At 72.2% G+C, this 24,715-nt stretch carries 24 protein-coding genes; 10 read left to right on the forward strand and 14 right to left on the reverse strand.

Going from position 1 to position 24,715, the window contains the following annotated elements:
• Positions 1-26: 26 nt before the first annotated feature.
• The 4 genes from ACQEVC_RS26055 to ACQEVC_RS26070 form a co-directional block, all read right to left on the reverse strand.
• Complete coding sequence (locus tag ACQEVC_RS26055; protein ID WP_432882269.1) at positions 27-602, reverse strand: hemerythrin domain-containing protein; 576 nt, start codon at positions 600-602, stop codon at positions 27-29.
• A gap of 224 nt (positions 603-826) precedes the next feature.
• Positions 827-2,029 carry a putative manganese transporter gene (locus ACQEVC_RS26060; RefSeq protein ID WP_432882271.1) on the reverse strand — a complete coding sequence of 401 codons (1,203 nt, stop codon included), beginning with the start codon at positions 2,027-2,029 and terminating at the stop codon, positions 827-829.
• Positions 2,030-2,122: 93 nt separating this feature from the next.
• Positions 2,123-3,022, reverse strand: coding sequence for a manganese catalase family protein (locus ACQEVC_RS26065; RefSeq protein WP_432882273.1), 900 nt, complete (start codon positions 3,020-3,022; stop codon positions 2,123-2,125).
• Positions 3,019-3,807, reverse strand: a complete 789-nt coding sequence (locus ACQEVC_RS26070) for a sensor histidine kinase (RefSeq protein ID WP_432882276.1) — start codon at positions 3,805-3,807, stop codon at positions 3,019-3,021. The genes ACQEVC_RS26065 and ACQEVC_RS26070 overlap by 4 nt, the downstream gene beginning before the upstream one ends.
• 135 nt (positions 3,808-3,942) lie before the next feature.
• Here ACQEVC_RS26070 and ACQEVC_RS26075 point away from each other — a divergent pair, with 135 nt between their 5' ends.
• From ACQEVC_RS26075 to ACQEVC_RS26090, 4 genes are all read left to right on the forward strand, one after another.
• Entirely contained in the window at positions 3,943-4,587 is a 645-nt protein-coding gene (locus tag ACQEVC_RS26075) for a response regulator transcription factor (RefSeq protein WP_432882279.1), read from the forward strand.
• A gap of 337 nt (positions 4,588-4,924) precedes the next feature.
• A complete protein-coding gene (locus ACQEVC_RS26080) occupies positions 4,925-5,680 on the forward strand; it encodes an SDR family oxidoreductase (RefSeq protein WP_432882280.1) in 756 nt (251 codons plus the stop codon).
• A 146-nt stretch (positions 5,681-5,826) separates the two neighbouring features.
• Positions 5,827-6,723: an RNA polymerase sigma-70 factor gene (locus ACQEVC_RS26085; RefSeq protein ID WP_432882283.1), complete on the forward strand. Its 897-nt coding sequence runs from the start codon at positions 5,827-5,829 to the stop codon at positions 6,721-6,723.
• A 239-nt stretch (positions 6,724-6,962) separates the two neighbouring features.
• Positions 6,963-7,784, forward strand: a complete 822-nt coding sequence (locus ACQEVC_RS26090) for an alpha/beta fold hydrolase (RefSeq protein WP_432882285.1) — start codon at positions 6,963-6,965, stop codon at positions 7,782-7,784.
• Between the two features lie 93 nt (positions 7,785-7,877).
• On the opposite strand, the gene ACQEVC_RS26095 is transcribed toward ACQEVC_RS26090, so the two are convergent.
• A complete protein-coding gene (locus tag ACQEVC_RS26095) occupies positions 7,878-8,714 on the reverse strand; it encodes a helix-turn-helix transcriptional regulator (protein WP_432882287.1) in 837 nt (278 codons plus the stop codon).
• Between the two features lie 287 nt (positions 8,715-9,001).
• Between ACQEVC_RS26095 and ACQEVC_RS26100 the strand changes: the two genes are divergently transcribed.
• On the forward strand, positions 9,002-10,429 hold the full coding sequence (locus ACQEVC_RS26100; RefSeq protein ID WP_432882289.1) for an aldehyde dehydrogenase family protein: 1,428 nt from the start codon (positions 9,002-9,004) through the stop codon (positions 10,427-10,429).
• 144 nt (positions 10,430-10,573) lie between these two features.
• On the opposite strand, the gene ACQEVC_RS26105 is transcribed toward ACQEVC_RS26100, so the two are convergent.
• Positions 10,574-11,689: an NAD(P)/FAD-dependent oxidoreductase gene (locus ACQEVC_RS26105; RefSeq protein ID WP_432882291.1), complete on the reverse strand. Its 1,116-nt coding sequence runs from the start codon at positions 11,687-11,689 to the stop codon at positions 10,574-10,576.
• Between the two features lie 297 nt (positions 11,690-11,986).
• Between ACQEVC_RS26105 and ACQEVC_RS26110 the strand changes: the two genes are divergently transcribed.
• Complete coding sequence (locus ACQEVC_RS26110) at positions 11,987-13,249, forward strand: endonuclease/exonuclease/phosphatase family protein (RefSeq protein ID WP_432882293.1); 1,263 nt, start codon at positions 11,987-11,989, stop codon at positions 13,247-13,249.
• Positions 13,250-13,291: 42 nt separating this feature from the next.
• Here the strand turns inward: ACQEVC_RS26110 and ACQEVC_RS26115 are convergent, their stop codons facing one another.
• Positions 13,292-13,480 (reverse strand): phosphopantetheine-binding protein, encoded by a 189-nt coding sequence (locus ACQEVC_RS26115; RefSeq protein WP_432891701.1) that lies wholly within the window; start codon positions 13,478-13,480, stop codon positions 13,292-13,294.
• A 125-nt stretch (positions 13,481-13,605) separates the two neighbouring features.
• On the opposite strand from ACQEVC_RS26115, the gene ACQEVC_RS26120 reads away from it, so the two are divergent.
• Complete coding sequence (locus ACQEVC_RS26120) at positions 13,606-14,775, forward strand: hypothetical protein (RefSeq protein WP_432892121.1); 1,170 nt, start codon at positions 13,606-13,608, stop codon at positions 14,773-14,775.
• Positions 14,776-14,815: 40 nt separating this feature from the next.
• Here ACQEVC_RS26120 and ACQEVC_RS26125 read toward each other — a convergent pair whose 3' ends face one another.
• A complete protein-coding gene (locus ACQEVC_RS26125; protein ID WP_432882296.1) occupies positions 14,816-16,366 on the reverse strand; it encodes a phosphodiester glycosidase family protein in 1,551 nt (516 codons plus the stop codon).
• A gap of 588 nt (positions 16,367-16,954) precedes the next feature.
• Positions 16,955-17,644 (reverse strand): hypothetical protein, encoded by a 690-nt coding sequence (locus ACQEVC_RS26130; protein WP_432882298.1) that lies wholly within the window; start codon positions 17,642-17,644, stop codon positions 16,955-16,957.
• A gap of 172 nt (positions 17,645-17,816) precedes the next feature.
• Between ACQEVC_RS26130 and ACQEVC_RS26135 the strand changes: the two genes are divergently transcribed.
• Complete coding sequence (locus tag ACQEVC_RS26135) at positions 17,817-18,077, forward strand: transcriptional regulator (protein ID WP_432882300.1); 261 nt, start codon at positions 17,817-17,819, stop codon at positions 18,075-18,077.
• 60 nt (positions 18,078-18,137) lie between these two features.
• Here ACQEVC_RS26135 and ACQEVC_RS26140 read toward each other — a convergent pair whose 3' ends face one another.
• The 3 genes from ACQEVC_RS26140 to ACQEVC_RS26150 form a co-directional block, all read right to left on the reverse strand.
• Positions 18,138-18,317 (reverse strand): hypothetical protein, encoded by a 180-nt coding sequence (locus tag ACQEVC_RS26140; protein WP_432882303.1) that lies wholly within the window; start codon positions 18,315-18,317, stop codon positions 18,138-18,140.
• 129 nt (positions 18,318-18,446) lie between these two features.
• Positions 18,447-19,376 carry a diacylglycerol/lipid kinase family protein gene (locus ACQEVC_RS26145; protein ID WP_432882305.1) on the reverse strand — a complete coding sequence of 310 codons (930 nt, stop codon included), beginning with the start codon at positions 19,374-19,376 and terminating at the stop codon, positions 18,447-18,449.
• A gap of 73 nt (positions 19,377-19,449) precedes the next feature.
• A complete protein-coding gene (locus ACQEVC_RS26150) occupies positions 19,450-20,544 on the reverse strand; it encodes an NYN domain-containing protein (protein WP_432882308.1) in 1,095 nt (364 codons plus the stop codon).
• 326 nt (positions 20,545-20,870) lie between these two features.
• Here ACQEVC_RS26150 and ACQEVC_RS26155 point away from each other — a divergent pair, with 326 nt between their 5' ends.
• Positions 20,871-21,290 carry a serine hydrolase gene (locus tag ACQEVC_RS26155; protein ID WP_432882310.1) on the forward strand — a complete coding sequence of 140 codons (420 nt, stop codon included), beginning with the start codon at positions 20,871-20,873 and terminating at the stop codon, positions 21,288-21,290.
• 182 nt (positions 21,291-21,472) lie between these two features.
• Here ACQEVC_RS26155 and ACQEVC_RS26160 read toward each other — a convergent pair whose 3' ends face one another.
• On the reverse strand, positions 21,473-22,762 hold the full coding sequence (locus ACQEVC_RS26160) for an IS701 family transposase (protein WP_432881180.1): 1,290 nt from the start codon (positions 22,760-22,762) through the stop codon (positions 21,473-21,475).
• Positions 22,763-22,875: 113 nt separating this feature from the next.
• Here ACQEVC_RS26160 and ACQEVC_RS26165 point away from each other — a divergent pair, with 113 nt between their 5' ends.
• Positions 22,876-23,451, forward strand: coding sequence for a serine hydrolase (locus ACQEVC_RS26165; protein ID WP_432882313.1), 576 nt, complete (start codon positions 22,876-22,878; stop codon positions 23,449-23,451).
• A 105-nt stretch (positions 23,452-23,556) separates the two neighbouring features.
• Here ACQEVC_RS26165 and ACQEVC_RS26170 read toward each other — a convergent pair whose 3' ends face one another.
• Positions 23,557-24,543: an NAD(P)-dependent alcohol dehydrogenase gene (locus tag ACQEVC_RS26170; protein ID WP_432882316.1), complete on the reverse strand. Its 987-nt coding sequence runs from the start codon at positions 24,541-24,543 to the stop codon at positions 23,557-23,559.
• Positions 24,544-24,715: the final 172 nt, after the last annotated feature.

Below are 24,715 nucleotides of genomic sequence, written 5' to 3' on the forward strand. Positions count from 1 at the left end.
GATCGGTAGGTGAGGTGGAAAGAGCTTCAGCCCTGATCGCGCTGCGATTCGCGCCAGTCGCGTACGGCGTCGCGGATCCGGTCGAAGACGGCCATGGGTGGACCGGCCATCAGATTCGCCGATGCGGACTCGCCGCTACGCGGGTGAGGGCGGGTCGGAGCCATCGCCTCGGCCGCGCGCAGTGCGCCGGCCATCCGACCGAGCTGGGCCGCGGAGAGGTTGCGACGCAGTGAGGGAAACTCCTCCGTCTCCTCCCGGGTCGCGTGCGCGACGACCGCGTCGGCGAATTTCGACAGCCGCCTGTCGAATTCGGGATGGTCGACGCCGAGGTCGTAGAGGGCGGCCAGCTCGTGCTTGGCCTCGTCCTCCTCGTGCCGGAGTTGCCCGGTGACGGTGTCGCCTCGGTCGATCTTGCGTTTGGCGGTCGGGTGCACGACGATCTCCTCCGCGCTCTCGTGCACGGCGAGCAGTCGGACCAGATCCTCGAACAGCTCCCGTTTCTGAGTTCCCTCGGCACGGCCGAGCTGACCGAACAGCGTCTTGATCTGCTTGTGCTGCTCGACCAGCAGGTCCAGGACGTCCTGCTTCACGCCTGCTGTCACGTTCGTCACCCTCCTCCGGTCGACCTCGCCTACGCTGCTGTTTCCCGGCGCGGCGGCTTCCATGTGCGCCGGCTTCGAGCGCGGGCGCCGGAGCTGTCCGGCGGCGCCGTACGCGGACTCCCGCCGGTGCCGGAGCTGTCGTTCGGCCGGATCGGGTGGTACGAACGTCGACGGTCTTCGCGGTCGGCACGGTCCTCGGCGCGCTTGGTGCATTTCTGTCGTATTCAGCCGAGCAGTGCGAGCAGCGCCAGTCCGACCAGGATGGCCGGGATGGTGGTGATCACGGTCGCGGTCGCAGCGGCGCGGCGGCGCAGTGCCGCCAGTGGGATCAGGGCGTCCCCGTCCTGGCTGATCGCGTTGGCCACCAGTGTCGTCACGGGCAGGCCGCCGCTGACGAAGATGCCGGTGAAGACGATCTGGACGGCGCAGCCGGGGATGAGCCCGATCAGCGCGCCGACGAGCACCCCGACCATTCCGGCGAACGCCACTTGGGAGCCGTCGAAACCGGTGGTGGTGCTGAGAACCTGCCAGCCGAGGTAGGCCGCCGCGACCCAGACGGTGATGAACGAGGCCTCGTGGGCGCTGTGTCGCATGGCGTCCCGTCTGCTCGCCGGGGTGGCGGTGGCGACCGTGTCGTCGGCGAAGCGGCCTCGTCCGGCGGCGAAGATGAGCAGCGCGACCAGCGTTCCGCAGCAGCCGAGCGCGAGGTAGGGGTCGATTCCGCCGAGCGCGCCGCTGAGGCGTTGCGGGTCGACGGCGTGGAACACGACCGGTACCGACACCAGGAAGGCGGGCATGGTGAGCCCCCAGAACACCAGGGACATCCGGACCGGGCGCCCCGGCACCGCGCCCGGCGCCAGGGCCACGGCCAGCGTCGCCGACGCCGGACAGGTGCCGGCCGCTCCCGCTCGGTCGTCGGTGCCGGCCCGAGCTGCCGGGTACGGCCGCACGGCGCCCGCCGGCAGGCTCGCTTCGGATGCCCGCGCGGCGGCCACCCGCCGGGTCCACCTCCCGGTGCGGGTCCGGACGGCGGTGGCCGGATCGACGCCGAGCAGGTCCACGGTGTACCCGGTGGCCAGACCCACGGCGAAGAGCAGAGCGTGGATCTTGAGCGCGATCACCGGATCCGCGGCGATGACCACCCAGGACGAGTCGCCCATGGTTGCCGCGAGGGCGGCCACGACCGTCCCGAAGGAGACCTTGCCGCGCGCGTACAGCGGCATCAGGATGATGGCGCCGCCGCAGCCCGGGCTGACCCCGAGTAACGCGCCGACCAGGGGGCCGAGCCGGGGGCGCCGGGTCAGGTGGTCGGTGACCCGGTCGCCGTACCGCCAGCGCAGCCAGCCGAACAGCGCGACCATCACCGCGACGTAGACCCCGACCTGCATGAACGCATCCGCCAACGGGCGGGCGAGTAACTCGATCATGATTCTGTCTTCCGGGCGGTGGCCACGCCGATCCGCCGTGGTGGCGACGGACCGGCGCGGCGGAACGGGACAGGACGGTGACGCGGCTGCCCGTCAGGTGCCGGACGGCGGCGTGCTGTGCAGGCGCGGGTCGCCCGGAGGAAGTACCGGCGCCTCCGCGTGCGCGGTCGGGCTCGCCTGGTAGCTGAACTGCCCCTTGCCGTCGGGACTCGGGCCGGCGGCCCACCGTCCCTCGGCCGCCTCCTCCCCGGCGGAGAAGTTGATGTACTGGTAGGCGAACTGGTTCTCCTGCTCGGCATCGGGGAACGCCTCCGGGACCGGCATCTCCTCGAGGCCGTCGTCCTTGAGCTGCTCGATCGCGGCGAGCCACATGTTCTGGTGCATCGTGTCGCGGGCCAGCAGGAACCGCAGCATCTGCTTGACACCCGGATCGTCGGTCATGTGGAACAACCGGGCGACCTGAAGCCGGCCCTGCGCCTCGGCGGTGACGTTGAGGTGGAAGTCGGCGAGCAGGTTACCGCTGGCGGTGATGAAGGCTCCGTTCCACGGCACGCCGCTGCTGTCCACCGGCAACGGGCCACCGCCGGAATGGATGAAGTGCGCCGGATTCGACCCCGAGTAGATCGCGGTCAGCATCGGGTTGTCCTCGGCGGCCGCCTCCTGCAAGGACAGCGGAGCGCTGTCCAGCAGGCGGGCGATCATCGTGCAGATCATCTCGACGTGCCCCATCTCCTCGGTGCCGACGTCGAGCAGCAGATCCTTGTACTTGCCGGGCAGCCGGCAACTCCAGCCCTGGAAGAGGTACTGGTTGGCGACCGTCATCTCTCCCCACTTGCCGCCGAGCACCTCCTGCAGGCGCCGGGCGAAGGCGGCGTCGGGCGCATCGGGCTTGGCCTCGAACTGCAAGTCCTTGACGTGGCTGAACACGGTGTCCTCCTGGTAGAAGTGGCAGACCGTGCCCGGGTACCCGTCGCGATGGCCCGGTCGGGTCAACCGGCGGCCCCGGAGGGCCAGCGGGCGCCGGCACCTCCGGTACCGGAGCGGCAGCGCCGCGCGGGCAGACTCACCCGTACCGCGATTCCCTGCGCGGCGCGGCACACCGTGATCGTGCCGCCCTCGGCGGCGACCAGGTGTCGCACGATCCACAGCCCCAGTCCGGAGATCCCGGGCGGCGGCGCGGCCCGGCGCAGCGCTGCCAGCAGGGGACGGCAGGACCGGCCCTCGTCGGCGACGACCAGCACCAGGAATCCCGCCCGCACCGAGGCGGACACCCGGACGCGGCCTCCGGCGGGGCCGTGCCGCAGCGCGTTGTCCACCAGGTTCAGCAGGATCTGACGGACCCGGTGGGCCGGTACCAGCCGGCCACCGGCGCCCCGGGAGAGCCGGACCGTCAACCGGGGCGGCGCCCCGGCCGGGAGCGCGGTCGGCAGGACCTGGCTCAGCGGGACCAGCCGGTCGACCGGCTCCGCCAGGCTCTGCGTCATCGACACCACCTGCCGCCACAGGTCGGTCAGGTGTGCCGCCTGTTCCCGCGCCAGCGTGGCCATGCCACGTCGTTCATCGGGGCTCAGCGTTCCCGAATCCTCGGTGAGGGCTCGGGTCAGCGAGCGCAGGGACTCGATCGGTGACCGCAGTTCGTGACAGAACATCCGCAGCAGCAGCGTGTGACCGCCCGGTGCGGGTGGCCGGGAAAACTCCGGCGTTCCCCCTCCGGGGCTGGCCGATTCCCATACCTGGCGGCTGATCCGGCCTCCGGCCAGCAGCGACAGGCGACCCATGATCGCCCTGCCGAGGTTGCCGAACAACGGCCGGCCGGAGGCGGCGTCCCGAGGCCGCCGAGCCCGGATACCGGCGTGATGAGCGGTCTCCGGCTGGACGGGCATGATCGGGCGCAGAGCGGGAAACGCCGCCGGGTGTCCGGATCCGCAACCCTTCGGCTCGTACTGGTCGATGACCATCCTCTTTTCGTCCGTGGCCTCGAACTCCTGCTTCCGGCCAGTACCCAGGGACGGGCGCGGGTCGTCGGATCGACCGGCGACGCCTCCGCCGCCGCCGCGACGGTCCGCCGCTGCGTACCCGATCTGGCCCTGGTCGACCTGCACATGCCGCGACCGGGCGGGATACGGGCCATCGCCGCCATCCGCCGAACCACACCACGGGTACGGATCGTCGCGATCTCCGGGCTCGACGAGATCGACCTCATGGTGCAGGCCCTGCGCGCCGGTGCGGAGGGCTACCTGCCGAAGAGCAGCGAGCCCGAGGAGTTGCTGCCGCCGCTACTGGCGATCCTGGACGGGTGGGCGGTGCTACCTGCCGGCCTGCTCACAGCCCTGCTCCGCCCGGCGTACAACGGCCTGCCGGCGACGGCCACCCTCGACGACGAGGAACGCCGTCTCCTGCAGCTTATTGCGAAGGGATGTCGCACGGTGGAAATCGCTGAAGAGCTGAACTTCTCCGAGCGCACGGTGAAGCGGCTGACGGCATCGTTGCTGCGCAAGCTGCGCGTGTCGAACCGGACCGAGGCGGCCGCCCTGGCCGGCAACGCGGGTCTGCTGTGAGCAGTGTCCGGTCTGGCCGAAGCCGTCCGGGGTTGCGAGGTTTCCGATCGTGTGACCCGGGCCCGCCCGCCAAGCTGGTCGGCCAGCACGATCACGTGAAGCTGACCGTCGGGATCGCGTCCGTCGGACCGGATATTCCAGCACGAACAGGCCGATCAGGATCGCTACCGGCAGCGGGATGTGGCACATGGGTCCCGCGGACGTGTCGAGGCTCTCCGCCGGGGGAGACAGGAGCCGGTGGCGGCCAGCCGGTCGCTGTCACAGATCACCGCCCTGCCCGGTCGTTGTGGGCGACAGGGTGCCGTCCGGCGCCACGGAAGACAACCAGAGGACCAAGATGAAGATCGTCGTTATCGGCGGCAGCGGACTCATCGGCAGCAAGGTCGTGGAGCTGCTCGCCGCGCAGGGCCACCAGGTGGTGGCGGCGTCTCCGAAGACCGGGGTGAACGCGGTCACCGGTGAAGGGCTGGCCGAGGCGCTCGACGGTGCCGAGGTCGTGGTGGACGTGTCGAACTCGCCGTCCTTCGACCCGGACGCCGCGCGGGAGTTCTTCGAGAACTCCGCCCGCAACCTGTTCCCGGCCGAGGCGGCCGCCGGGGTGGGCCACCACGTGGCGCTCTCGGTCGTGGGCGCGGACCGGATGCCGAACATCGGCTACATGGGGGCGAAGGTGGCACAGGAGCGGCTGATCGCGGCGTCGCCGATCCCGTACTCGATCGTGCGCGCCACGCAGTTCTTCGAGTTCCTCGACGCCATCGCCGCCACCGGGACCGTCGGCGACACCGTACGCCTGGGACCGGTGCTCTTCCAGCCGATCGCCGCCGCCGACGTCGCGGCCACGGTGGCGGACGTCGCGCTCGGCGCCCCGGTCGGCGGCATCGTCGAGGTGGCCGGCCCCGAGCGGTCCCGCCTCGACGAGGTGATCCGGTCGGTGCTGCGCGCGGGGCAGGACCCCCGGGAGGTGGTGACCGACCCCGCCGCCGGGTACTTCGGCGCCATGGTGGCCGACGACGCGCTGGTTCCCCTCGGTGAGGCCCGTACCGGTCGCATCCGGCTGGCGGAGGTGCGCGCGGTGGACGGGGGCGGGCGGTAGTCGCCGAGGCGCCTCGTCGTTGTCTGCCCGACCTGCGGCCGGCCCGCGGTGCCGGCCGGAGGTCGGGCCCGCCGCCGGACCCGGTTCGTCGATCGGGCGCGGTCCGGACTTTGCCATCTGCCCCCGAACCTGTGGACGATGGCGTCGTGCAGCCTGCGAGCGACGGACAAGCCGTCCAGACCGACGGTGTGGTCGACTTCGAGGCGATCCGGGGACGACTGTTCGGGATCGCCTACCGGATGCTCGGCACTGTCGGCGACGCCGAGGACGTCGTGCAGGATGCCTGGCTCCGCTGGCAGCGGACGGACCGGCGGAACGTCCGCAACCCTGCGGCGTTCCTCACCACCACGACGACCCGGTTGGCGATCAACGCGGTGACGGCGGCCCGGGCGCGCCGGGAGACGTACGTGGGGCAGTGGTTGCCGGAGCCGGTGGACACCGCCGCCGATCCGGCGCTCGGTGCCGAGCGGGCGGAGGTGCTGGAGCTGGGGGTCCTGCTGCTGCTGGAGAAGCTCGCCCCGGCGGAGCGGGCGGCGTACGTGCTGCGGGAAGCCTTCGACTACGCCCACCGGCAGGTCGCCGAGGTACTGGGGACGACCGAGGCGAATGCCCGGCAACTGCTGAGCAGGGCCCGCCGGCACCTGGCCTCGGCCCGGTCGGCACCGGTCGGCCGGGCCGAGCACCGGCGGCTGGTCGAGGCGTTCGTGGCGGCGGCTCGGGGCGGGGACCTGGCCGCGTTGGAGCGGCTGCTCGCCGACGACGTGGTCGCCAGTTCCGACGGCGGAGGACGGGTGCACGCCTCGCGGAAGGATCTGCACGGCGCGGCCCGGGTGACGACCCTGCTGGACAACGTGCTGCGGAAGTACTGGCGCGACTCGGCGTTCCGGCTCGTCCCGGCCAACGGCGCGGAGAGTCTGCTCGTGGCGGCCGCCGACGGGACCCCGGAGGCCCTGCTCGCCCTGGCGGCCACCGGACGGGGGATCGAGCGCCTGTTCATCGTGGTGAATCCGGACAAGCTGCAACAGTTCGCCGGCCGGGCCTGACAGTTCGCCCGGCCGGCCCGCGCCGCGGAGTGCGGGACAGTCCGGCGGTCGGCGCCCGCCCGAACAGCTCGTGGCCACGGTCGCGGTACGGCTGGATTACGTCAAATCGTCCTGCGGCCCACCCGGCCTGTGTCTAATCGGGTACGTCGGCGCATCACCGCCGGCCGTCCGGCGGTGATTCCGACCGGCCGGTCGGACAGGTCAGGACAGGTAGCGATCATGACTCACGGGGGGTAGTGATGGGCTTCGTCACCGCGATGGACGGCACGGAGATCTACTACAAGGACTGGGGTTCCGGTCCGGTCGTGACCTTCTCGCACGGCTGGCCGCTGAGCGCGGACGCCTGGGACGGCCAGTTGCTGTTCCTGGCGCAGCAGGGCTTCCGGGTTGTCGCGCACGACCGCCGGGGACACGGCAGGTCCGGTCAGGCCTCGGCCCGCAACGACATGGACGGGTACGCCGACGACCTCGCCGCGGTGCTGGATGCGCTGGACCTGACCGACGTCACGCTGGTCGGTCACTCGACTGGCGGCGGTGAGGTGGCCCGCTACATCGGCCGGTACGGCACCGGCCGGGTGAGCAAGGCGGTGCTCATCTCCGCCGTACCGCCGATCATGGTGCAGACCCCGGACAACCCCGAGGGGCTGCCGATCGACGTCTTCGACGGGCTGCGCGCCAAGCTCTTCGCCGACCGGTCGCAGTTCTACCAGGATCTGGCCCAGATGTTCTACGGCGCGAACCGGCCCGGGGCGACGGTCTCCAAGGGCATCCTCGACCAGTTCTGGCTCTGGAGCATGCAGGCCGGCATGAAGAACGCGTACGAGAGCATCAAGGCGTTCTCCGAGACCGACTTCCGGGACGACCTCGCCAAGTTCGACGTCCCGACGCTGGTGATGCACGGCGAGGACGACCAGATCGTCCCGGTGAAGGACTCGGCCCGGAAGACCGCCCAGCTCATCGCGAACGCCCAGGAGATCTACTATCCGGGCGCGCCGCACGGGTTGACCGCCACCCTCCAGGACCAGGTCAACAAGGACCTGCTCGCCTTCCTGAAGAGCTGAACAGAGCCGACTTGGCCGGAACAGGCCCGCTCGGCGGACCGGCACGGGTTCGGACGCGTCCCCCGGTCGCCGCCGGAGCTGCGGCCGGGTGTCTCAGAACTCCTGGCCGGCGACGACCGAGAGGAGTCGCAGCTTCTCGGCGCTCTCGGTGCCGGGGGTGGCGGTGAAGACCAGCAGCGACTGGGACTGGTCCGGGTCGAGCAGGACCTGGCAGTGCAGTTCGAGCAGCCCGAGCCGTGGGTGCCGGATCCGCTTCGGGGCGCAGTACGGGCCGATGACCGGGTGTTCGTGCCACAGTTCGGCGAACTCCGGGCTCCGGGCGAGGAGCACGTCGACGATCTCACCGGCCCGGGAGTCCCGCCCGGCCCGGGTGTACGCCCGGTGCAGGTCGGCGGTGAGCAGCCGGCTGTGCCCGGGATGGTCGTCCTCGGGGTGGACGCGCCGGCTGTCCGGGTCGGTGAACCAGCGGTAGTGCGGGCTGCGCGCCAGCCCGGTGTGGTGGGTCTCGTCGCCGAGCAGGGCGGTGGCGAGCCGGGTCTGCCGCAACGTCTCGCCGAGGTCGCTGACGACCTGGGCGGCGGCGTCCCCGAGCCCGTCGAAGATCCGCATCATGCCCGGGTTGATGTGGTCGGCACGCCGTACCCGACTCGGCGTCGGATATCCGCCCAGCCGGAACAGGTGATCCCGTTCCTCCAGGGAGAGCCGCAGGCCGCGGGCGATCGCGGCGAGCATCTGCTCCGAGGGGCGCGGGCCGCGCTGCTGCTCGATCCGGCTGTAGTAGTCGGTCGACATGTCGCTGAGCGCGGCGACCTCCTCGCGGCGCAGCCCGCCGGTACGCCGCCGCCGCTGCCCCCGGGGCAGCCCGACGTCCTCCGGTTGCAGCGCCTCGCGCCGGCTCCGGAGGAACTCGGCGAGCCGGTCCCGGTCCATGGCGTCTCCTCCTCTTCCGGTCGGTCCGGTCGTTTGTCGACCCGTTGCGAACACCGGACGACCCTGTTCGCGAGCACTACCGCCCCCGGGTGGGGGGACACCGACGACCGGTCGCGAACATCCGCCGGTCCGCGCGACCGGCACGACTTCGGCAACAATCTCGGGACCGGCGGGAATTCCGGGTGGTGCCGATCGTCGCACCGGGGGCGAGCGGCCAGCCAGGCGACGGGTGTCCACGGATCGGCTGTACCTGGTTACGCCCGCCCGGCCGGCCAAGACTCGGATCCATGACTGGACCAACACAGACCGCGACCGGCCACTGGATCAACGGCGGGTGGCACCCGGCCGGATCGCCGGCAACCATCGGCGTGCGGAACCCGGCGAACGGCGAGATCGTCGCCGGGGTACCCGCCGGTACCGCCGCCGACCTGGACCGGGCGGTCGCCGCCGCCCGGGCCGCCTTCCCCGGCTGGGCCGCCACCGCGCCCGCCGAGCGGGCCGCCGTCGTGCGGCGGATCGGCGAGGGCCTGCGGACCCGTGCCGAGGAGATCGCCACCGCGATCACCGCCGAGATGGGCTCACCGATCGGCATGTCCCGGACCGCCCAGGTCGGCTTCCCGGTCGCCGTCGCGGAGTCCTTCGCCACCCTGGCCGCCGACTTCGCCTGGACCGAGGAGATCGGGAACTCGCTGGTGGTACGCGAGCCGATCGGCGTGGTCGGCGCGATCACCCCGTGGAACTTCCCGTTGCAGCAGATCGTGTCGAAGCTGGCGCCGGCCCTGGTCGCCGGGAACACGATGGTGTTCAAGCCCTCCGAGATCGCGCCGCTGACCGCGCGGATCCTCGCCGAGGTGACCGCCGAGGCGGGCCTGCCGGCCGGGGTCTTCAACGTCGTCTACGGCACCGGACCGGTCGTCGGCGAGGCGATCTCCGCCCACCCGGACATCGACATGATCTCGTTCACCGGCTCCACCCGGGCCGGCCGGCGGATCTCCGCCGTCGCCGCCGGAACCGTCAAGCGGGTCGCGCTGGAACTCGGCGGCAAGGGCGCGAACGTCATCCTCGACGACGCCGACCTGCCCACGGCGGTACGGACCGGGGTGATGATGGCGTTCGCCAACGGCGGTCAGGTCTGCGGCGCCTGGCCCCGGATGCTGGTGCCGGCGTCGCGGCAGGACGAGGTCGTCGCGCTGGCGGTCGCCGCCGCCCGGGAGTACGTCGTGGGCGAGCCGACCGACGAGGCGACCCGGATCGGTCCGATGGCCTCCGAGGCGCACCGGGAGAAGGTGCACGGCTACATCGAGCGGGGCATCGCCGACGGTGCGACGCTGGTCTTCGGCGGTCCCGGCCGGCCGGAGGGGCTGGAGAAGGGCGCCTACCTCCGACCGACGATCTTCGCCGACGTCGCCCCGCACTCGGTGATCGCCCAGGAGGAGATCTTCGGCCCGGTCCTGACGATCATCCCGTACGCGGACGAGGACGAGGCCGTCGCGATCGCCAACGGCACCATGTACGGCCTCACCAGCGGGGTCTTCGGCGAGCCCGAGCACGCCCTCGCGGTGGCCCGGCGGCTGCGCGCCGGCCAGGTCGACGTCAACGGCGGCCACTGGAACCCGCTCGCCCCGTTCGGCGGTTACAAGCAGTCCGGGAACGGCCGCGAGTTCGGCCGGGCGGGCCTGGAGGAGTTCCTGGAGATCAAGGCCATCCAGCGCTGAACGGCGGGGTGGCGGGACCCCGGCCACCGAGACTCGTCGCCGAACCGCTGCTCCGGGCGAGGCCGCTGGCACCGCGCGGCGGCCTGCACGGCGCCGGGCCCCGGTGATGGCGGTGCAGCGGGTCGCCGACGGTGTGCCGGCGCCTCAGCTCCGGTAGCGGTCGAACCGGAACGGTGCCAGTTCGGCGCTGCGGTCCTCGCCGAGCACCTCGGCCGCGACCAGGTCACCGGCGTGCACGCTCAGGGTCGCGCCGCTGTGCGAGACGGCGAAGTGGAAGTTGGGCAGCTCGGCGGCCCGGCCCAGCACCGGTAGGCCGTCGCCGGGGATGGGTCGCTCGCCGACGCGTACGCCGCGCACGGACGCGGCCCGGATTCCCGGATAGAGCGCGACCGCCGCCTCGACCACCCGGTCGACCGCCGACTGGTCCACCCGGTAGCCGCCGCCGGCCGCCGGGTGGGCCGCACCGTCGATCTCGGGGCTGTGCAGCAGCAGCCGCCCGTCCCCGTCGGGGCGCAGGTGCACGCGCGGGGCGTGTACGACCCGGGACACCGCGACGGTGACCGGCGAGGTGTAGACGAGTACGCCCCGGGTGTTGCGCATCGGCAGCACCAGCCCGGCGAGTGCGGCGATCTCGGCGGCCTGCGGTCCCGCGCAGTTCACCACGGCGGCGACCGGAAGCCGCCGCCCCGAGGCGAGCCGGACCGCGCGTACCTCGGCGGCGGTGACCTCCAGGTCGGTGACCGCGTCGTCGCGGACGACCTCGGCGCCGCCGGAGACCGAGGTCGCCAGCAGATATCCGATCAGCCCGGCCGGGTCGATCCAGCCCTCGCCCGGGAAGTAGGCGACGCCGTCCGGCGGCAGCTCGGCCGGGGCCATCTCCGGTTCGAGGCGGAGCACGTCGGCACGGTCGAGCCACCGTGCCTCGTACCCGTAGTCGAGCACGCCCGCGACCTTCGCGTGCAGTTCCGCGCGTGCGGCCTCGCCCTCGGCCCACTCCAGGTTGCCGCCCTCGTGGTACCAGTCGCCCTGCGGTGCCTCGGCCGCCAGCCGGCGGTGCGCCGCCATACTCTCGACACTCAAATCGTGGTAGGCCCGGGGCTGCTTGCCGCAGGAGTTGGTCCAGGAGAATGTCGCGCCGGAGGTGCCGCCGGCCGGTGCTCCGGCGTCGACGACGGTGACCCGGGCGCCCCGCCGGGTCAGCCCGGCGGCGACCGCCGCGCCGTAAACTCCGGCCCCGATGACGACCACCTGCGTGACCATGCTGATCGTGCCCCTTTCCGAGGGATTCGCCCCCGGTACGGCTGGACGGTGCGGGGGGTACCCGACCTCGACATCGATCCTCCCGCAGGGGACGGCCGGCCCGGGTGCCACATCGGACCTTTCTCGACCTCCCCTTGCGGTCCGCGCTGGCCGCAGGCGGAAGTCGAGGCGCACTCGCCGCGCGGGTTCGGGCACGCGGACCCGGGTGGGACGCCTGGTATTCACGTCCTCGCCACCGGATGGTCGGTGCCCGGCGATAGACACGCTGACGGACATCAACAACCCTGTGGAGGAAGCATGTCCCTGAGTTCCAGCCGAACCGGCCGGCTGGCGGTCCGCGCCGGCCTGCTCGCCGTCGTCGTCACCGTCGCCGGCCTGCCCGCCGTCGCGTCGCCGGCCGTGGCACACGGCGGTGGTGCGGTGCGGTTCGCCACCTTCAACGCATCCCTCAACCGGGGCGCCGAGGGGGCGCTGCGGTCCGACCTTTCCACCCCGGGCAACGCCCAGGCCCGGACGATCGCCGAGATCGTGCAGCGTACCCGGCCCGACGTGGTGCTGATCAACGAGTTCGACTTCGACCCGGTGGCCGCCCGGCTGTTCCAGCAGAACTACCTGTCGGTCGGCCAGAACGGCGCCCGCCCGGTCGGATATCCGTACCGGTTCATCGCGCCGAGCAACACCGGCATCGCCTCCGGCTTCGACCTGAACAACGACGGTGTGGTGGCCACCGAGCCGGGCGCGGCCGGGTACGGCGACGACGCACTCGGGTTCGGCGCCTTCCCCGGGCAGTACGGCATGGTGGTCTACTCCCGCTACCCGATCGACGTCCGGCAGGCCCGCACCTTCCAGAAGTTCCGCTGGACGGACATGCCCGGCGCGTTGCTGCCCGACGACCCGGCCACCGCCGCGCCGGCCGACTGGTACTCGCCGCAGGAGTTGGCGGCGGTTCGACTCTCCTCGAAGAGTCACTGGGACCTGCCGGTCCAGATCGGACGCCGTACGGTGCACTTCCTGGTCAGCCACCCCACGCCGCCGGTCTTCGACGGTGCGGAGGACCGCAACGGGCGACGCAACTTCGACGAGATCCGGTTCTGGGCCGACTACGTGCGGCCGGGCGGCGGTCGCTACATCTACGACGACCGGGGCCGGCACGGCGGGCTGCGCCCCGGCGCGGAGTTCGTGATCGCCGGGGACCTGAACTCCGACCCCTACGACGGGGACAGCATTCCCGGCGCGGCGCAGCAACTGCTGGACCACCGGTCGATCGACGACCGGTTCGTGCCGTCGAGCGCGGGCGCGGCCGAGGCCGGTGCCGTGCAGGGCGGTGCCAACACCACGCACCGCAGCGACCCGGTGCACGACACGGCCGACTTCGCCGACGTGCCGGGGCCGGGCAACCTGCGCGCCGACCACGTGCTGCCGTCGCGGGGGCTGGACGTGCGCGGCGGGGGCGTGTTCTGGCCGACGGCGGGCGATCCGCTGTCGCGGCTGACCGGGACGTTCCCGTTCCCCAGCTCCGACCACCGGCTGGTCTGGCTGGACCTGCGCCTCCGGCGGTGACCACCCGGGCCGGGTCCATGGTGGCCCGGCCCGTGCCCGCCGTCAGATCCCCCGTTCGCGGAGATAGTCCGCCAGCGCGGGTACGGTGTCCAGCCCGGAGATGTCGTCGTCCGGCTCCACCACCACGCCGTACCGGTGCTCGACGGCCTGGATCAGCCGCACGTAACCGATCGAGGTGCGGCCGAGCAGCCCGAGCGACTCGGGTTCGGCCAGCGCGTCCGCCGCGCTGATCTGGCCGTCGCTGGCCTCGACGACCTGGTGGCGAGGTGCCGGCGACCTGAAGGCGGGACCCCGGCACCAGGCGCAGCGCCGGCCCGGACGGCGGCTCTGTCGGGGGCCGGTAGTAGCTTTCTCGGGTGACCGAGATCGGCGCCGGGCGGTTCGCGACCCTGTTGCACGCGTACGGCCGGGCCATCGACACCCCCGAGCACCTGGCCGTGCTCGCCGGTGGCGACCCGGCCGCCAGGCGGGCCGCGCTGGAGCACCTGTGGTCGGCCGTGATCCACCAGGGCACACCGTGGACGGCGACCCCACCCGCCGCCGTCGCGGTCGCCGCGCTGCTCGGCGATCCCCGGCTCTCCGGCGCCGCCGATGCGGAACTCCGGGCCAACCTGCTCGGCTTCCTCGCCGCCGTCGCCGAGGCCGGCCGGTCGCACCCCGACCTCGACGAGTACGCCGCGCCGGTCGGCGTCGACGTGGACGCCGCCCTGGCGGCGGCGCTCGACTCCGGCGACGAGGACGAACTCTATGCCGACGAGGTGATGGCCAACGCCCTCTACGCCCGCGCCGTGCTCGGCTGCCGCGAGATCGTCCCCACCCTGCTCGCCGCGGCCACCTCAGCGCTGTCCGACCCCGAACCGGCGGTACGCGCGGCCGCGGCGCACGCGGTCAGCGTGTGCTGCGCGGTGCCGGTCGACACGACCGAGGCGGCGAGCCTCGCCGAGCGTCTCGACGCCCTCGCCGCACAGGCCGGGCCGGACGAGCGTGCCGCGCTGGTCCTGGCCATGGGCGAGCTCGGGCTCGCGCCGCGCGCCTACCTCGACGACCCGCATCCGGGTGTACGGGCCTGCGCCGCGCTGGCGCCGACCCTGGCCGACGATCCGACCGCCACCGCCGAAATCCTCGCCGCCCTGGCGGACCCGGCCGCCACCGACGGCTGGTTCACCCACCGCCTGCCGCAGATAGACACCCGGATCCGGTTCACGCTCGTCGCCGCGGCGATCGCCCGGGTCGACGATCCCGACCGGCTGTTGCCGGCCGCGCTGGCCATCGCCCCGATCGCCAGCCGCTACACGGTCCGCCACGACTGGGGGCCGCTGCTGCACGCCCTCTTCGCCGGGCGCGACCCCGGCCCGCTCTCCCCGGCCCAACGCCGCTACCTTGGGGCGCTCGTGGCCAACGAGGACCTGTGGGACCCCCGCAACGGCACCGTCGGTCTGGTCTTCCGCGATGCCGGCCTGAGCTACGACCGGGACGCCTGCCGCGACCTGGTCGGGGACCGGACCCCACCCCCGCCGGCACCCTAGGCGGGGGACCGGTGGGCTCGTGCCATCGCGGGCCGGACGCTCAGACCCGGGTGACCCGTACCGCGTCGGCGACGACGTAACCGGTGCCGGATGTCCATCGGCTCACTCCCACCGTGTTCGCATCCCCTGCGGCCAGCGTGAACACCCCGAGTGACACCCATCGGCCGCCGTTGGCGCGCTGGTTCACCCGTACCGTCTGGTTGCCGCTGGTGGTGGCCACGATGAACGGCGTCGAGTCGTTGTAGCCAGGGTCGGCCGGATACCAGACCGAGACGGCGTAGCTGCCGGTCTCCGGGACGTTCATCCGGTACCAGGCGACGTCGCTGGAGAGCACCGGGTCGGCGAACCGGTAGTCGGCTCCGAACCTCTGGCTGGAGTAGCTGGAGGTTCCCCAGCTCGCGCTCGCGCTGAACCGCCCGGCCGTGGTGTTGTCGGCCGTGCTGCTCCACGGCTGTGCGGTCGAGACGAAGCCGATTCCGTTCGGGACCGCTCGTTGCGCGCCGTCCGACGGGGTGTTGCGGACCGATACCGACGTCGCTCCGGGCATCCGGGCGACCAGGGTGCTCGAACCTCCGCCGTCGAGGTTGATCGCGTCGTCGGCGCCGAGTGACTTCATGTAGTTGGCGAGTTCCACATAGGTCATGCCGACGCTGGCGCTGGACCGGCCGTCCACCACGACCATCCACATGGTCAGACCGTCCGCCGAGAAGCCGACCGCCGTCCGTGGGTTCCGCGGATGCGAGACGGTGGTGGCAACCCCGTCCCTGACCAGTACGAGATTGCCGCCGATCGCGACCTGGGCGGCTCCGGCCCCGCCACGCGGCGAGTAGTTGACCGTGACCGGGTCGCCGACGGCGATCCCGGCCAGGGCGTCGGCACCGGCGTTGACGCCGAGTACGGCGACGGACCCGGCCGGCACCTTGCCGCCGGCGGTGGTGCTGACCCTGCTGACCCGGCCACCGGTCACCTCCACCTCGCGGCTGCGGGTGGCGCCGTCGAGTACCTGGCTGCGCGGCTCGTCGCCCCAGAGGGCGTTGTAGACGCCGATGCCGTCGGCGGCGATGTTCGGTGAGTTGAGGTTGGTGGCGGTGAGTTGGGCGCCGCCGGGCAGCGTGATCTTCGCGTCGAGGAAGATCTGGGCCAGGCCGCCCCGGGTGCCTGTGCCGTTGGCGTACAGCGCGGCCACGTTGTTCCAGCCGGCGGCGGGGCCGTTGAGCAGCGTGCCGTCGTCCAGCCCTATGCCCCGAGGCGCCCCGGTGACGCCGATGTCGAAGAAGTCGCCGTTCACGGCGGCGACCGCACCCACCCGGTTCGCCTGGGCGGTCAGGGTGGCTGTGGCGCCGACGGTCCCCGGATTGAGGTATTTCGGTTTCAGGGTGGGCTCGGACAGGTTCGCGGTGAGGACGTTGATCTGATTGGGGCCGCCCGTCGCGGTGGTGCTCAGGGAGAGGCCGGGTGCCAGTGGCGTGGTGGCGAGCGTTCCGACGTCGGAGGTGGCGGTGACCGCGACCGCCGGGGCGGGCGTCGCGGCGCCGATGCCGACGAAGGCGATCAGTGCGGACAACGGGACGGCGAGGGCTGATCGTCGCATGGCGTCTCCGGTGCGAGCAGGGGCGAGATCGGAGATCGGGAGACTGACGAAAGTTATTGTCACCTGTCGATGCGCGCTTGGCAAGAATCTCCGCTGCGGCGCGACGGGAAGTCCCCGGGTGTCCGATGCGGCGGTACCGGACGCGGATCGCCGGCCCGCCCCGCCGATCCCGATCTTCCTAGCTGAGATCGTCCAGTACGTCGGCGGCCAGCCCCCGCATGGTCTCCCGGTGCTGGACTCCTGCGCCGTGGCCTGGTCGGCGGGGAGCGGGCCGTCGCTGCGGGTGAGGTACAGCGAGACCCCGACGGAGCCGGTGCCCTCGCCCCAGGTGCGGTTGACGTTCTGCCCCACCGGGGTGTCCGCGTCGGCCGCGCCGGGTTTCCCGGGGCCGGTCCTCCGCAACGACGTCGCCGTCCGGCCGCTCAGTGTCGGACACGCGGCGCTGAGCTTCGCCCACTTTCCGGTGAACCCGGTCGAGGAGACACCGGAGGGCGCCGGCACCGGAGCCACGGTGCCCTCCGCCGAGGGTGACCCGGAGGTCCCGCATCCCGTTGCCAGAAGCGGAAGAGCCAGACCGGTCGTAGCCACTCATCGGCGCGAGCCCTCTCCGGAGAACCAGTACGTCGGGTCTTTCTCGCGGGTGGCCTGTCGCAGGGCGGCCCGCGCGTCGTCGGCTATCGCGTCGGCGTCCTCCGGGGCGATGCGCGGGCTGACCTCCGCGCTGGCGACGGTGAACCCGACCAGTCTCAGCTGGAACAGGCCGCGTGGCCCGGAGATCGTCCTCGGCTCGGCGGAGTCCCGGGTGTCGACGAACTGGTCCGCCGCCGCCATGACGTCGTATCCCCGTTCGACCCGCGCCTCCGCCGCCCCCCACTCGGCCCAGGCGTCCCCCGGCCGCGCGGCGGACCCGTCGTCGTGCGGGGACGGGTCCTCGGTCGACCGGGGCGGCGGCGTCCGACCGTGCCGACGCAGCACCGCCATGGCCAGCACTGCCTTGTCCTGGGCGTACTGGAGGGCGTCCAGAATGGCCGAAGCGACGCCCGAAGGTCCCACCGTGTACCACCAGTCGGAGCCGACGCGCAGGTCCACGAAGTCGCCCCGGGCATCGACCACGCAGGTGACCGTGCCGGTCTGGTCGTCGCCCGGGATGCGGTCCAGCCCCCCGACCGGGAGGTGACGGGGCGTACCGGCCAGCGACTCCTCCAGTTGCCGCACGAAGCGTCGGGCCTGGTCCAGCCTGGGATCGTCGGGACTGACGGTGCGCGATGTCTGCAACATGCTTCCCCCATGCCCCGTCGCCGTGCCGGAGAAGGGCCCCGATGTCGGATCCCAGCCTTCGGCCGGCCCACCTCGTGATTCCCAGGTGCTAGATGTTAACCGATCTGTGCCAGCCCGATGGCGCCGTGTGAGCGGTCGACGCCACCGCGTCCCGGCGCGTACGGTGTGCCGCATGCACCCGTTCCAGGCCGCGCAGCAGATCGCGCAGACCCGCGAGGTCGACGCGGCGGCCCTGATCCACGGCCGGTGCGACCTGCGCGGCTATCCGTACCGGCACCTGGCCGTCGTGGCGGGCAGCGACCTTCCGATGCCGCGCACCACCGGCATCCTGATCGCGGTCGAGATCCTCAGCCAGTGGGGCTGGGAGTTGGTCAGCGTCACGAAGCCGTTCGAGTCGGTCGACAAGCTGGTGGCGTTCCTGCGCCGCACCTGAGACCTGCCGGCCCGGTGCGGAATCCGGACCGCGAGCACCACACCGGCCCGCCGCCGGACTTCACCGCCCCGTGGCTCGCCGGTCGAACTTGCCCGCCACCGCGTGGTCGGTGTCGGTCACCGTCCCGGTCTCCAGCACCTGCTTGAGCCGGCGGAGGTTCGCCGCCACCTCTTCGGTCGGCGGCTTGCCGACCAGGGTCAGCGCGGCGTGGCCGAGCCTGCCGAGAGGCGTCTTCAGCACCTCGTGCACCTCCGCCTGCCCGGGCCCGGGCCCGGCGGCGAATCGGACGGTCCAGCAGGTGGCCGTTCCGGGTACGGCGGTTGCCGTTTCGTACCGGCGCGTCGCGGGTCGGCCCGGCGGGGACGCGGGTCAGCGGTCGAGGACCTCGGCGGGAGCCATCACCCGCAGTGCGTTGGCGTCGAGCCCGATCCGGATCGGGGTACGGCCGCGTACCTCGCCGTCGACCTCGACCGGGGCCGGCCGGTCGGTGACGAGCAGGATCTCACCGGCGGTGAGGAAGGGCTCGTCGTCGAGAGTGCGGCGATGACCGGTCGCCGCGTTGCGCGCCGTCGCACGCAGCAGGTCGCGCCGGGTCGGGCCGCCCACCGGGTACGCGACCAGCAGCCGGTCGTCGGCGTTCGCGTCCGCCGTGATCGGCCGGCCGGCCTGGAAGCCGCCGTTGGCCACGTAGAGCTGGTGGGTCAGGAACTCCCGGGCCTGCCCGTCGGCCCGCACGGTGATCCGCATCGGGCGGTGTCCGGTGAGCAGCGCCAGGGCGGTCACCGGGTACGCCAACCGGCCGGTTACCCGCTTGAGCCGGGCCGGTGCCCGGGCCATCACGTCGGCGGAGAGCCCGACGCCGACGTGATTGGCGAACGGCATCCCGTCGGCGAGCCCGAGGTCGACGTCGATGACCTTGCCGCCGGCCAGCGTCGCGACGGCCGCGTCGAGGTCGAGCGGGATCCCGACGGTCCGGGCGAAGTTGTTCGTGGTGCCGAGCGGCAGCAGTCCGAGCGCCATGTCCCGGTGTGCGAGCAGCCGCGCGGCGGCCCCGATGGTGCCGTCGCCGCCGCCGACGGCCAGCAGGTCCGGGCCGAGCGCGGCGGCGGCGGTCAGGCTCGCCTCCAGTTCACCCGGCCGGTCCGCCGGGTAGGTGCCGAGCAGGGTGAAGCCCGCCCCGGTCAGCCGGGTCCGCGCCTCCTGGTAGAGCCGGCGGCCCCGGCGGGAGCGGGCGTTGACCACCAGCGCCGCCCGGCGCTCCCGCCGGATGGCGGCGTCCAGCTCCTGCTTCGACCGCATGGGCCAAGACCCTATCGCCAGCCGTCCGCCCGGCCCCCGGCGGCGGTAAGCCGGCTCCGCGGGTGCTCCGGGGTCACGCGGGACGCGCGGTGAGCAGGTAGTCGTCGGTCTCGGGGCTCCACCGCAGCTCGACCGCGCCGCTGGTGGCGGCCGCCTTGCAGAACTGGAGGAAGCTGCGGTAGCCGAGCTTCTTCTCGCTGAAGTCGGGGCGCGCCCGGCGGAGCTGGTTCTTCAGCCCGGAGAGCGCCACCGAGCCGTCCGCGCCGGCCAGGTCGAGGAGCACGGTACGGAGCAGCCCGAACGCCACCTCCCGGTCGCCGTGTTCGGGCAGCGACACCCCCGGGTCGCCCTTGGCCGGGCCCTCGGTCAGCTCGACGACGTTGTGCTCGGCCAGGTGCCGGAGCAGCTCGCCGAAGGCCCGGAACCCGTAGTCGGACTCGCTGAAGGTCGGATCCTTGCGCAGCAGGGTGCGCTTGAGCGTCGAGGCGGTCACCTCCCCGCTGGAACTGCCCTGCAACCCCGCCACGGTCTGCGCGACCAGCTCGGCGAGGGTGTCGACGTCGCGTACCGGCTCCTCGATGCCCTGTGCCGGCTCCGGTCCCGGCTCCGCCTGCTGGTCCGGACCGCCCGGCGGTGCCTCCGCGCCGGTGGGCCGGGCAGGTCGGCCGCGCCGGGGGCGGGCCGAGGGGATGTCCACACCTTCCAGCCGGTCGTAGTAGAGGAACTCGTCGCAGGCGGGCGGCAGCAGTGCCGAGGTGGACTTCTCCACCCCGACGCCGATCACCCGCTTGTTGAGTTCGCGGAGCTTGTGCACCAGCGGGGTGAAGTCGCTGTCGCCGGTGCAGATCACGAAGGTGGACAGGTAGTCGCGTTCGAAGGCGAGCTCCACGGCGTCGACCGCCATCTTGATGTCGGCGGCGTTCTTGCGGCTCGCACCCATCCGTTGCGGGATCTCGATCAACTCCACGTGTGACCGGGTGAGCATCCGGCGGTCCTCGTCAAAGTACGACCAGTCGGCGTACGCCCGGCGGACCACCACCCGGCCGCGCTCGGCCAGCGCGTCGGCGATCGGGCGGAAGTCGAAGGCCAGGCCGCCGAGATGGTCCCGCGCACCGAGCGCGAGGTTCTCGTAGTCGAGGAAGAGGGCGATCCGGTCTTCTTGATCCACGTGGCCCAGCCTACGCCCGGCGGGCCGCTCCGGGCCGTTCTTCCCCGGCGTGGTGAGCGGACGGTCATGGCCCGGGAGCAGGGCGCGCCGGAGGTCGAAATCGTTCGCCGTACGACGGCCGGGTCGGCGGAGATCGCCCGGCGGCGGAAGGCGGCGCGCGGAGTACCCAGGTCGATAGTGGACGGAGCAGGTGCGGTACGGGACGTGCTGGTCGCCGGGGCGGTCGGCTCCCGCCCGGCGTGTCCGGCCTCGTCCGGGTTGTTGCCTGAAGTCACGCTCGGTACGCTCCCCCACGACAGTTGTCGATGATCACGGGGGGACGAACTGTGCCGGAGCATGTCAGCCGCCGCGCGGCGATCGGGATGGGAGCGGCGGCGGCCGCGCTGGCCGCGACCGGTGGGCCGGCGGCCGCCGCGCCGGCTACCACGGTGGCGGTCGGTCGGGCACCCGTCGGCCCGCCGCGGGTGCCCCGCATCCCGCAGACGGTGATCCAGCAGGCGTACGCGACGCAGAAGGCCCGGGCCGGCGGGGTGTGGCACTCGCACATCGCGATGGTCAACGCCGCTGGCACCCTGGAGACCGTCGTGGCGGACGACGCCGACCGGGTGACCCACGGCTACAGCGTGCAGAAGCTCGCGGTCGCGGTGGCGGTGATGGACAAGATCGATCGTGGTCAGCTCCGGCTCGACCAGAAGCTGGACCTCACCGCCGACATCATCCTCGGCGGCACCGGCATCTACCGGTAGTTTGTCACCTTTATGGTGGTAGATAGAGGTTGAGGGCGTGGCCGTTTCCGACGGCGTTGAGGAGTTGCTGGAGTTCGCGGGGCGGCGGTTTGCTGGTCCAGGCTGTCCAGCAGCGTTGTAGTAGCAGCCATGGGGTGAGCCAGGCACGGACGGCGCGGAGGGCTTTTGGCCAGCTGGGCTGCTCAGCGGTGGGGCTCGGTTCGGTGCCCCCTCTCTCCGGAGTCGTCGGGGACGGATTCCGGGACAGTGGCGGTGTTGTCGCTTGCGGATGGTTGGTCGAACCAGGTGTCCCAGCAGAACGAGAACGCGCAGTGCACGAGCGTTTGGTGGCGGCGGATCGCGATGGCGGAGCGGACTTGGAAGTCGGCCCAGCCGAGTTCGTCCTTGACGTGCTTGTAGCTTTGCTCGATCCAGTGCCGGATTCCGTAGAGCCGCACGATTTCGGTCAGGTCCGCCGCCTCGTGGGCGGCGTCAGTAGTGTCGTGCGGGCCGCCGGGCCGGGGCAGGTTGGTGGCCAGGTACCAGGTGGCCTTGTCCGGCAAGGTGTTCGGGTCGGTGGTGGCGACCACGAGGCGGGTGTGCCCGTCGGGTTCCCACCAGCCCAGTCGGGCGTCGGTGGCCCACCAGGTCTCGGTGTGCCCGTCACGGAAGGTGCGCGTGACCGGGTGCCAGCCGCCGGGATCGTCCGGGCCGCCCCAGGGCACGGCGCGGGCGGCGTCTTTCGGCGTGTATGCCTCGGCACCGTACTGCCAGGTGCCCCTCGACGGCTTGAGGGCCATGACGAAACCCAGCCCGCTCTGGCGGAGCGCACCACGCAGGTCGTCGTGCTCGCCGTAGAAGCTGTCCGCCACTACTGCCCGGCAGGTCACGCCGGCGGCGAGTGCTTTGGCGATCAGGTCGGCGGCGATGTGCAACTTGGTCCGGAACTCGGGGTCGGCCTGCTTGCGAGGGAAATGGGAGGCCGGGGTGTACGGCTGCGCGTGCAACGGATAGTAGACACGCTCGTCGGCCCACACCGTGGTCACGGTGACGATCCCGTTGTCGGTCTTGCCGTAACGGCCCAGCCACTGCCGCCCGACGTGTGCCGTCGCGGTGCCATCCTTACGGTCGCCGGAATCGTCGATCGCGATCACACCATGGGCGTGCGGCGCGGTGGCCGAAGCATTCACCAGCAACTCCAGCCGCCGCCGGTTGACCTCGTCCGCGTCCCATGTGGACTGCGACAGGAAGTACTGCAACCGTTGCACCGCAGCATGCTGCGCGCCGGCGACCGGCTCTGCCCCGGCAAGACCGGTCAAGGTCTTGTTCCGATCACGGGGTGCGAGCAGCCCGGTCAGATACTCACGAAACCCGCGCCGCTGGGCCAGCCGGGAGAACAATCCATCGAAACAGGCCGCGTAATCCTCCAACGGACCCGCAGCCGGCGGACACACCGCACGAACCACCCAGCACCCCAACGCTCGACAGAACACCTACCGAACGCAACGCCACACACCATAGAAAGGTTACGAAGGCGACAAACTACCGCTACTTCCTGCACACCGTCTGGGGCGACGACATCACGGTCGCCAACTTCCTCACCGCGATGCTGCTGGTCTCGGACAACACGGCGGTCCGGATGTGCGGACGGGTGGTGCCGGCGCTGGAGATCAACGAGATCCTCGCCAGCTTGGGCTTCACGCACACCCGCGTCGAGCCGGTCGCCAACCCGAACCGGTTCTTCCTCGGCGTCACCACGCCCCGGGAAACCCACGACCTGCTGTGGCGACTGGCCAACAAGACCATCGTGACGCCGAGGTCGGCCGACTTCCTGCTCGGCATCCTGCGCTGGATCAACGGGTACCACGACGGGGTGCGCCGCAACATGTCCTCGGCCGAGCGCAGCCGGGTAGCCACCAAGTACGGTGCGGACTTCGACGACCTGGGCGCGGCCCGGCACGAGGCCGGGATCATGTTCGACGCGGCGGGCGCGCCGACGCTGACGTACGCGATGTTCGCCGACTCCCTCGCCGACCTGGACAACTACGGGGCGACGCACCCGGCGGTGCAGGCGCACGCGGCGCTCGGCCGGGTCATGTTCGACACGATCGCGACGACCACGAACCGGACGGCGAAGGCCCGGCACTCGGTCGACCCGTTCCGTCCGGTCAGCGGCGGCTGACCGGCACCGACTCCCGGCTCACCGGCGACCGGGGCGATCCGGAGCATCCGGTCGCCCCGGCGCCGGGTCGCCGGGAGGGCGCGCGGAGCGTCGCCACCACCTCGCTCAGAGCGTCACCACCACCTTGCCCGGGCTGTGCCCCTCCTCCTGGTAGCGCACGGCCGCCCGGATCTCCGCGAACGGGTAGCGGCGGTCGACGACCGGGGTGACCTTGCCCTCCTCGATGAGGTCGGCCAGCAGTCGCAGGCACTGCTTCTTGTCCGGGCAGCGGACCGCGTCGGCCATGGCGATCCGCTGGGAGACCAGCGGGTTCACCGCGAGTGCCGCGAAGACCCGGCCGGCAGGCTGTAGCCAGCGACCGGCCGGGCCACCGACGACGACGAGGGTGCCGGTGCGGGTGAGCACCCGCCGGTACGCCGACACGGAACGGCTGCCGGCGTTGTCGAGCAGCAGATCGTAGCGGCCCCCGCGCCGGGTGAAGTCCTCGGCGGTGTAGTCGACGACCTCGTCCGCGCCGAGCGACCGGACGAGGTCGACGTTCCGGCCGCTGCACACGCCGGTGACGGTGGCGCCGAACGCCCGGGCGAGCTGTACGGCGAAGGTGCCCACCCCGCCGGAGGCGCCGTTGACTAGTACCCGCTGACCGGGTTGGATCCGGCCCGCGTCGCGCAGCCCCACCAGGGCGGTGACACCGGCCATCGGCACCGCCGCGGCCTGCTCGTAGGACAGGTTCGCCGGTTTGGCCGCCAGCAGGTCCTCCCGGACGCAGACGTACTCGCCGAAGCCGCCCTCCGGCAGCAGGGCGTAGACGTCGTCGCCGGGGCGGAACTCCGTCACGTTCCGGCCGACGGACTCGACCTGACCCGCCATGTCACAGCCGGGAATGCCGATGCTCGGGCCGCGCAGCCCGGGGCCGTCGGGCATCAGGCGGGCGACCAGGGGCTCGCCGCGGATGTGGTGCCAGTCGTACGGGTTGACGGAGGTGGCCCGGACCCGGACCAGCACCTCGTCGTCGCCGGGAGCGGGCCGCTGTACGTCGGTGAGTTCCAGGGCATCGGGTGGGCCGTACGAACGCAGGACTGCCGCCTTCATCGTCGTCTCCTTGTCCAGGTGCGGTCGCGGGCGGACGGGCGGGTGTCCCCGAGTGGACGCGGTAGCCGCCCTTACGCTGTAAGTCGTACAACGTAAGGTACTCGTACGGCGTAAGGTTGTCGAGGGTTCGCGCCCGAACAGGGACCAATGGTGGATGGGACGGTGTCGGGAC

This window comes from Plantactinospora sp. CA-294935, assembly GCF_050936445.1.
Taxonomy (GTDB): domain Bacteria; phylum Actinomycetota; class Actinomycetes; order Mycobacteriales; family Micromonosporaceae; genus Plantactinospora.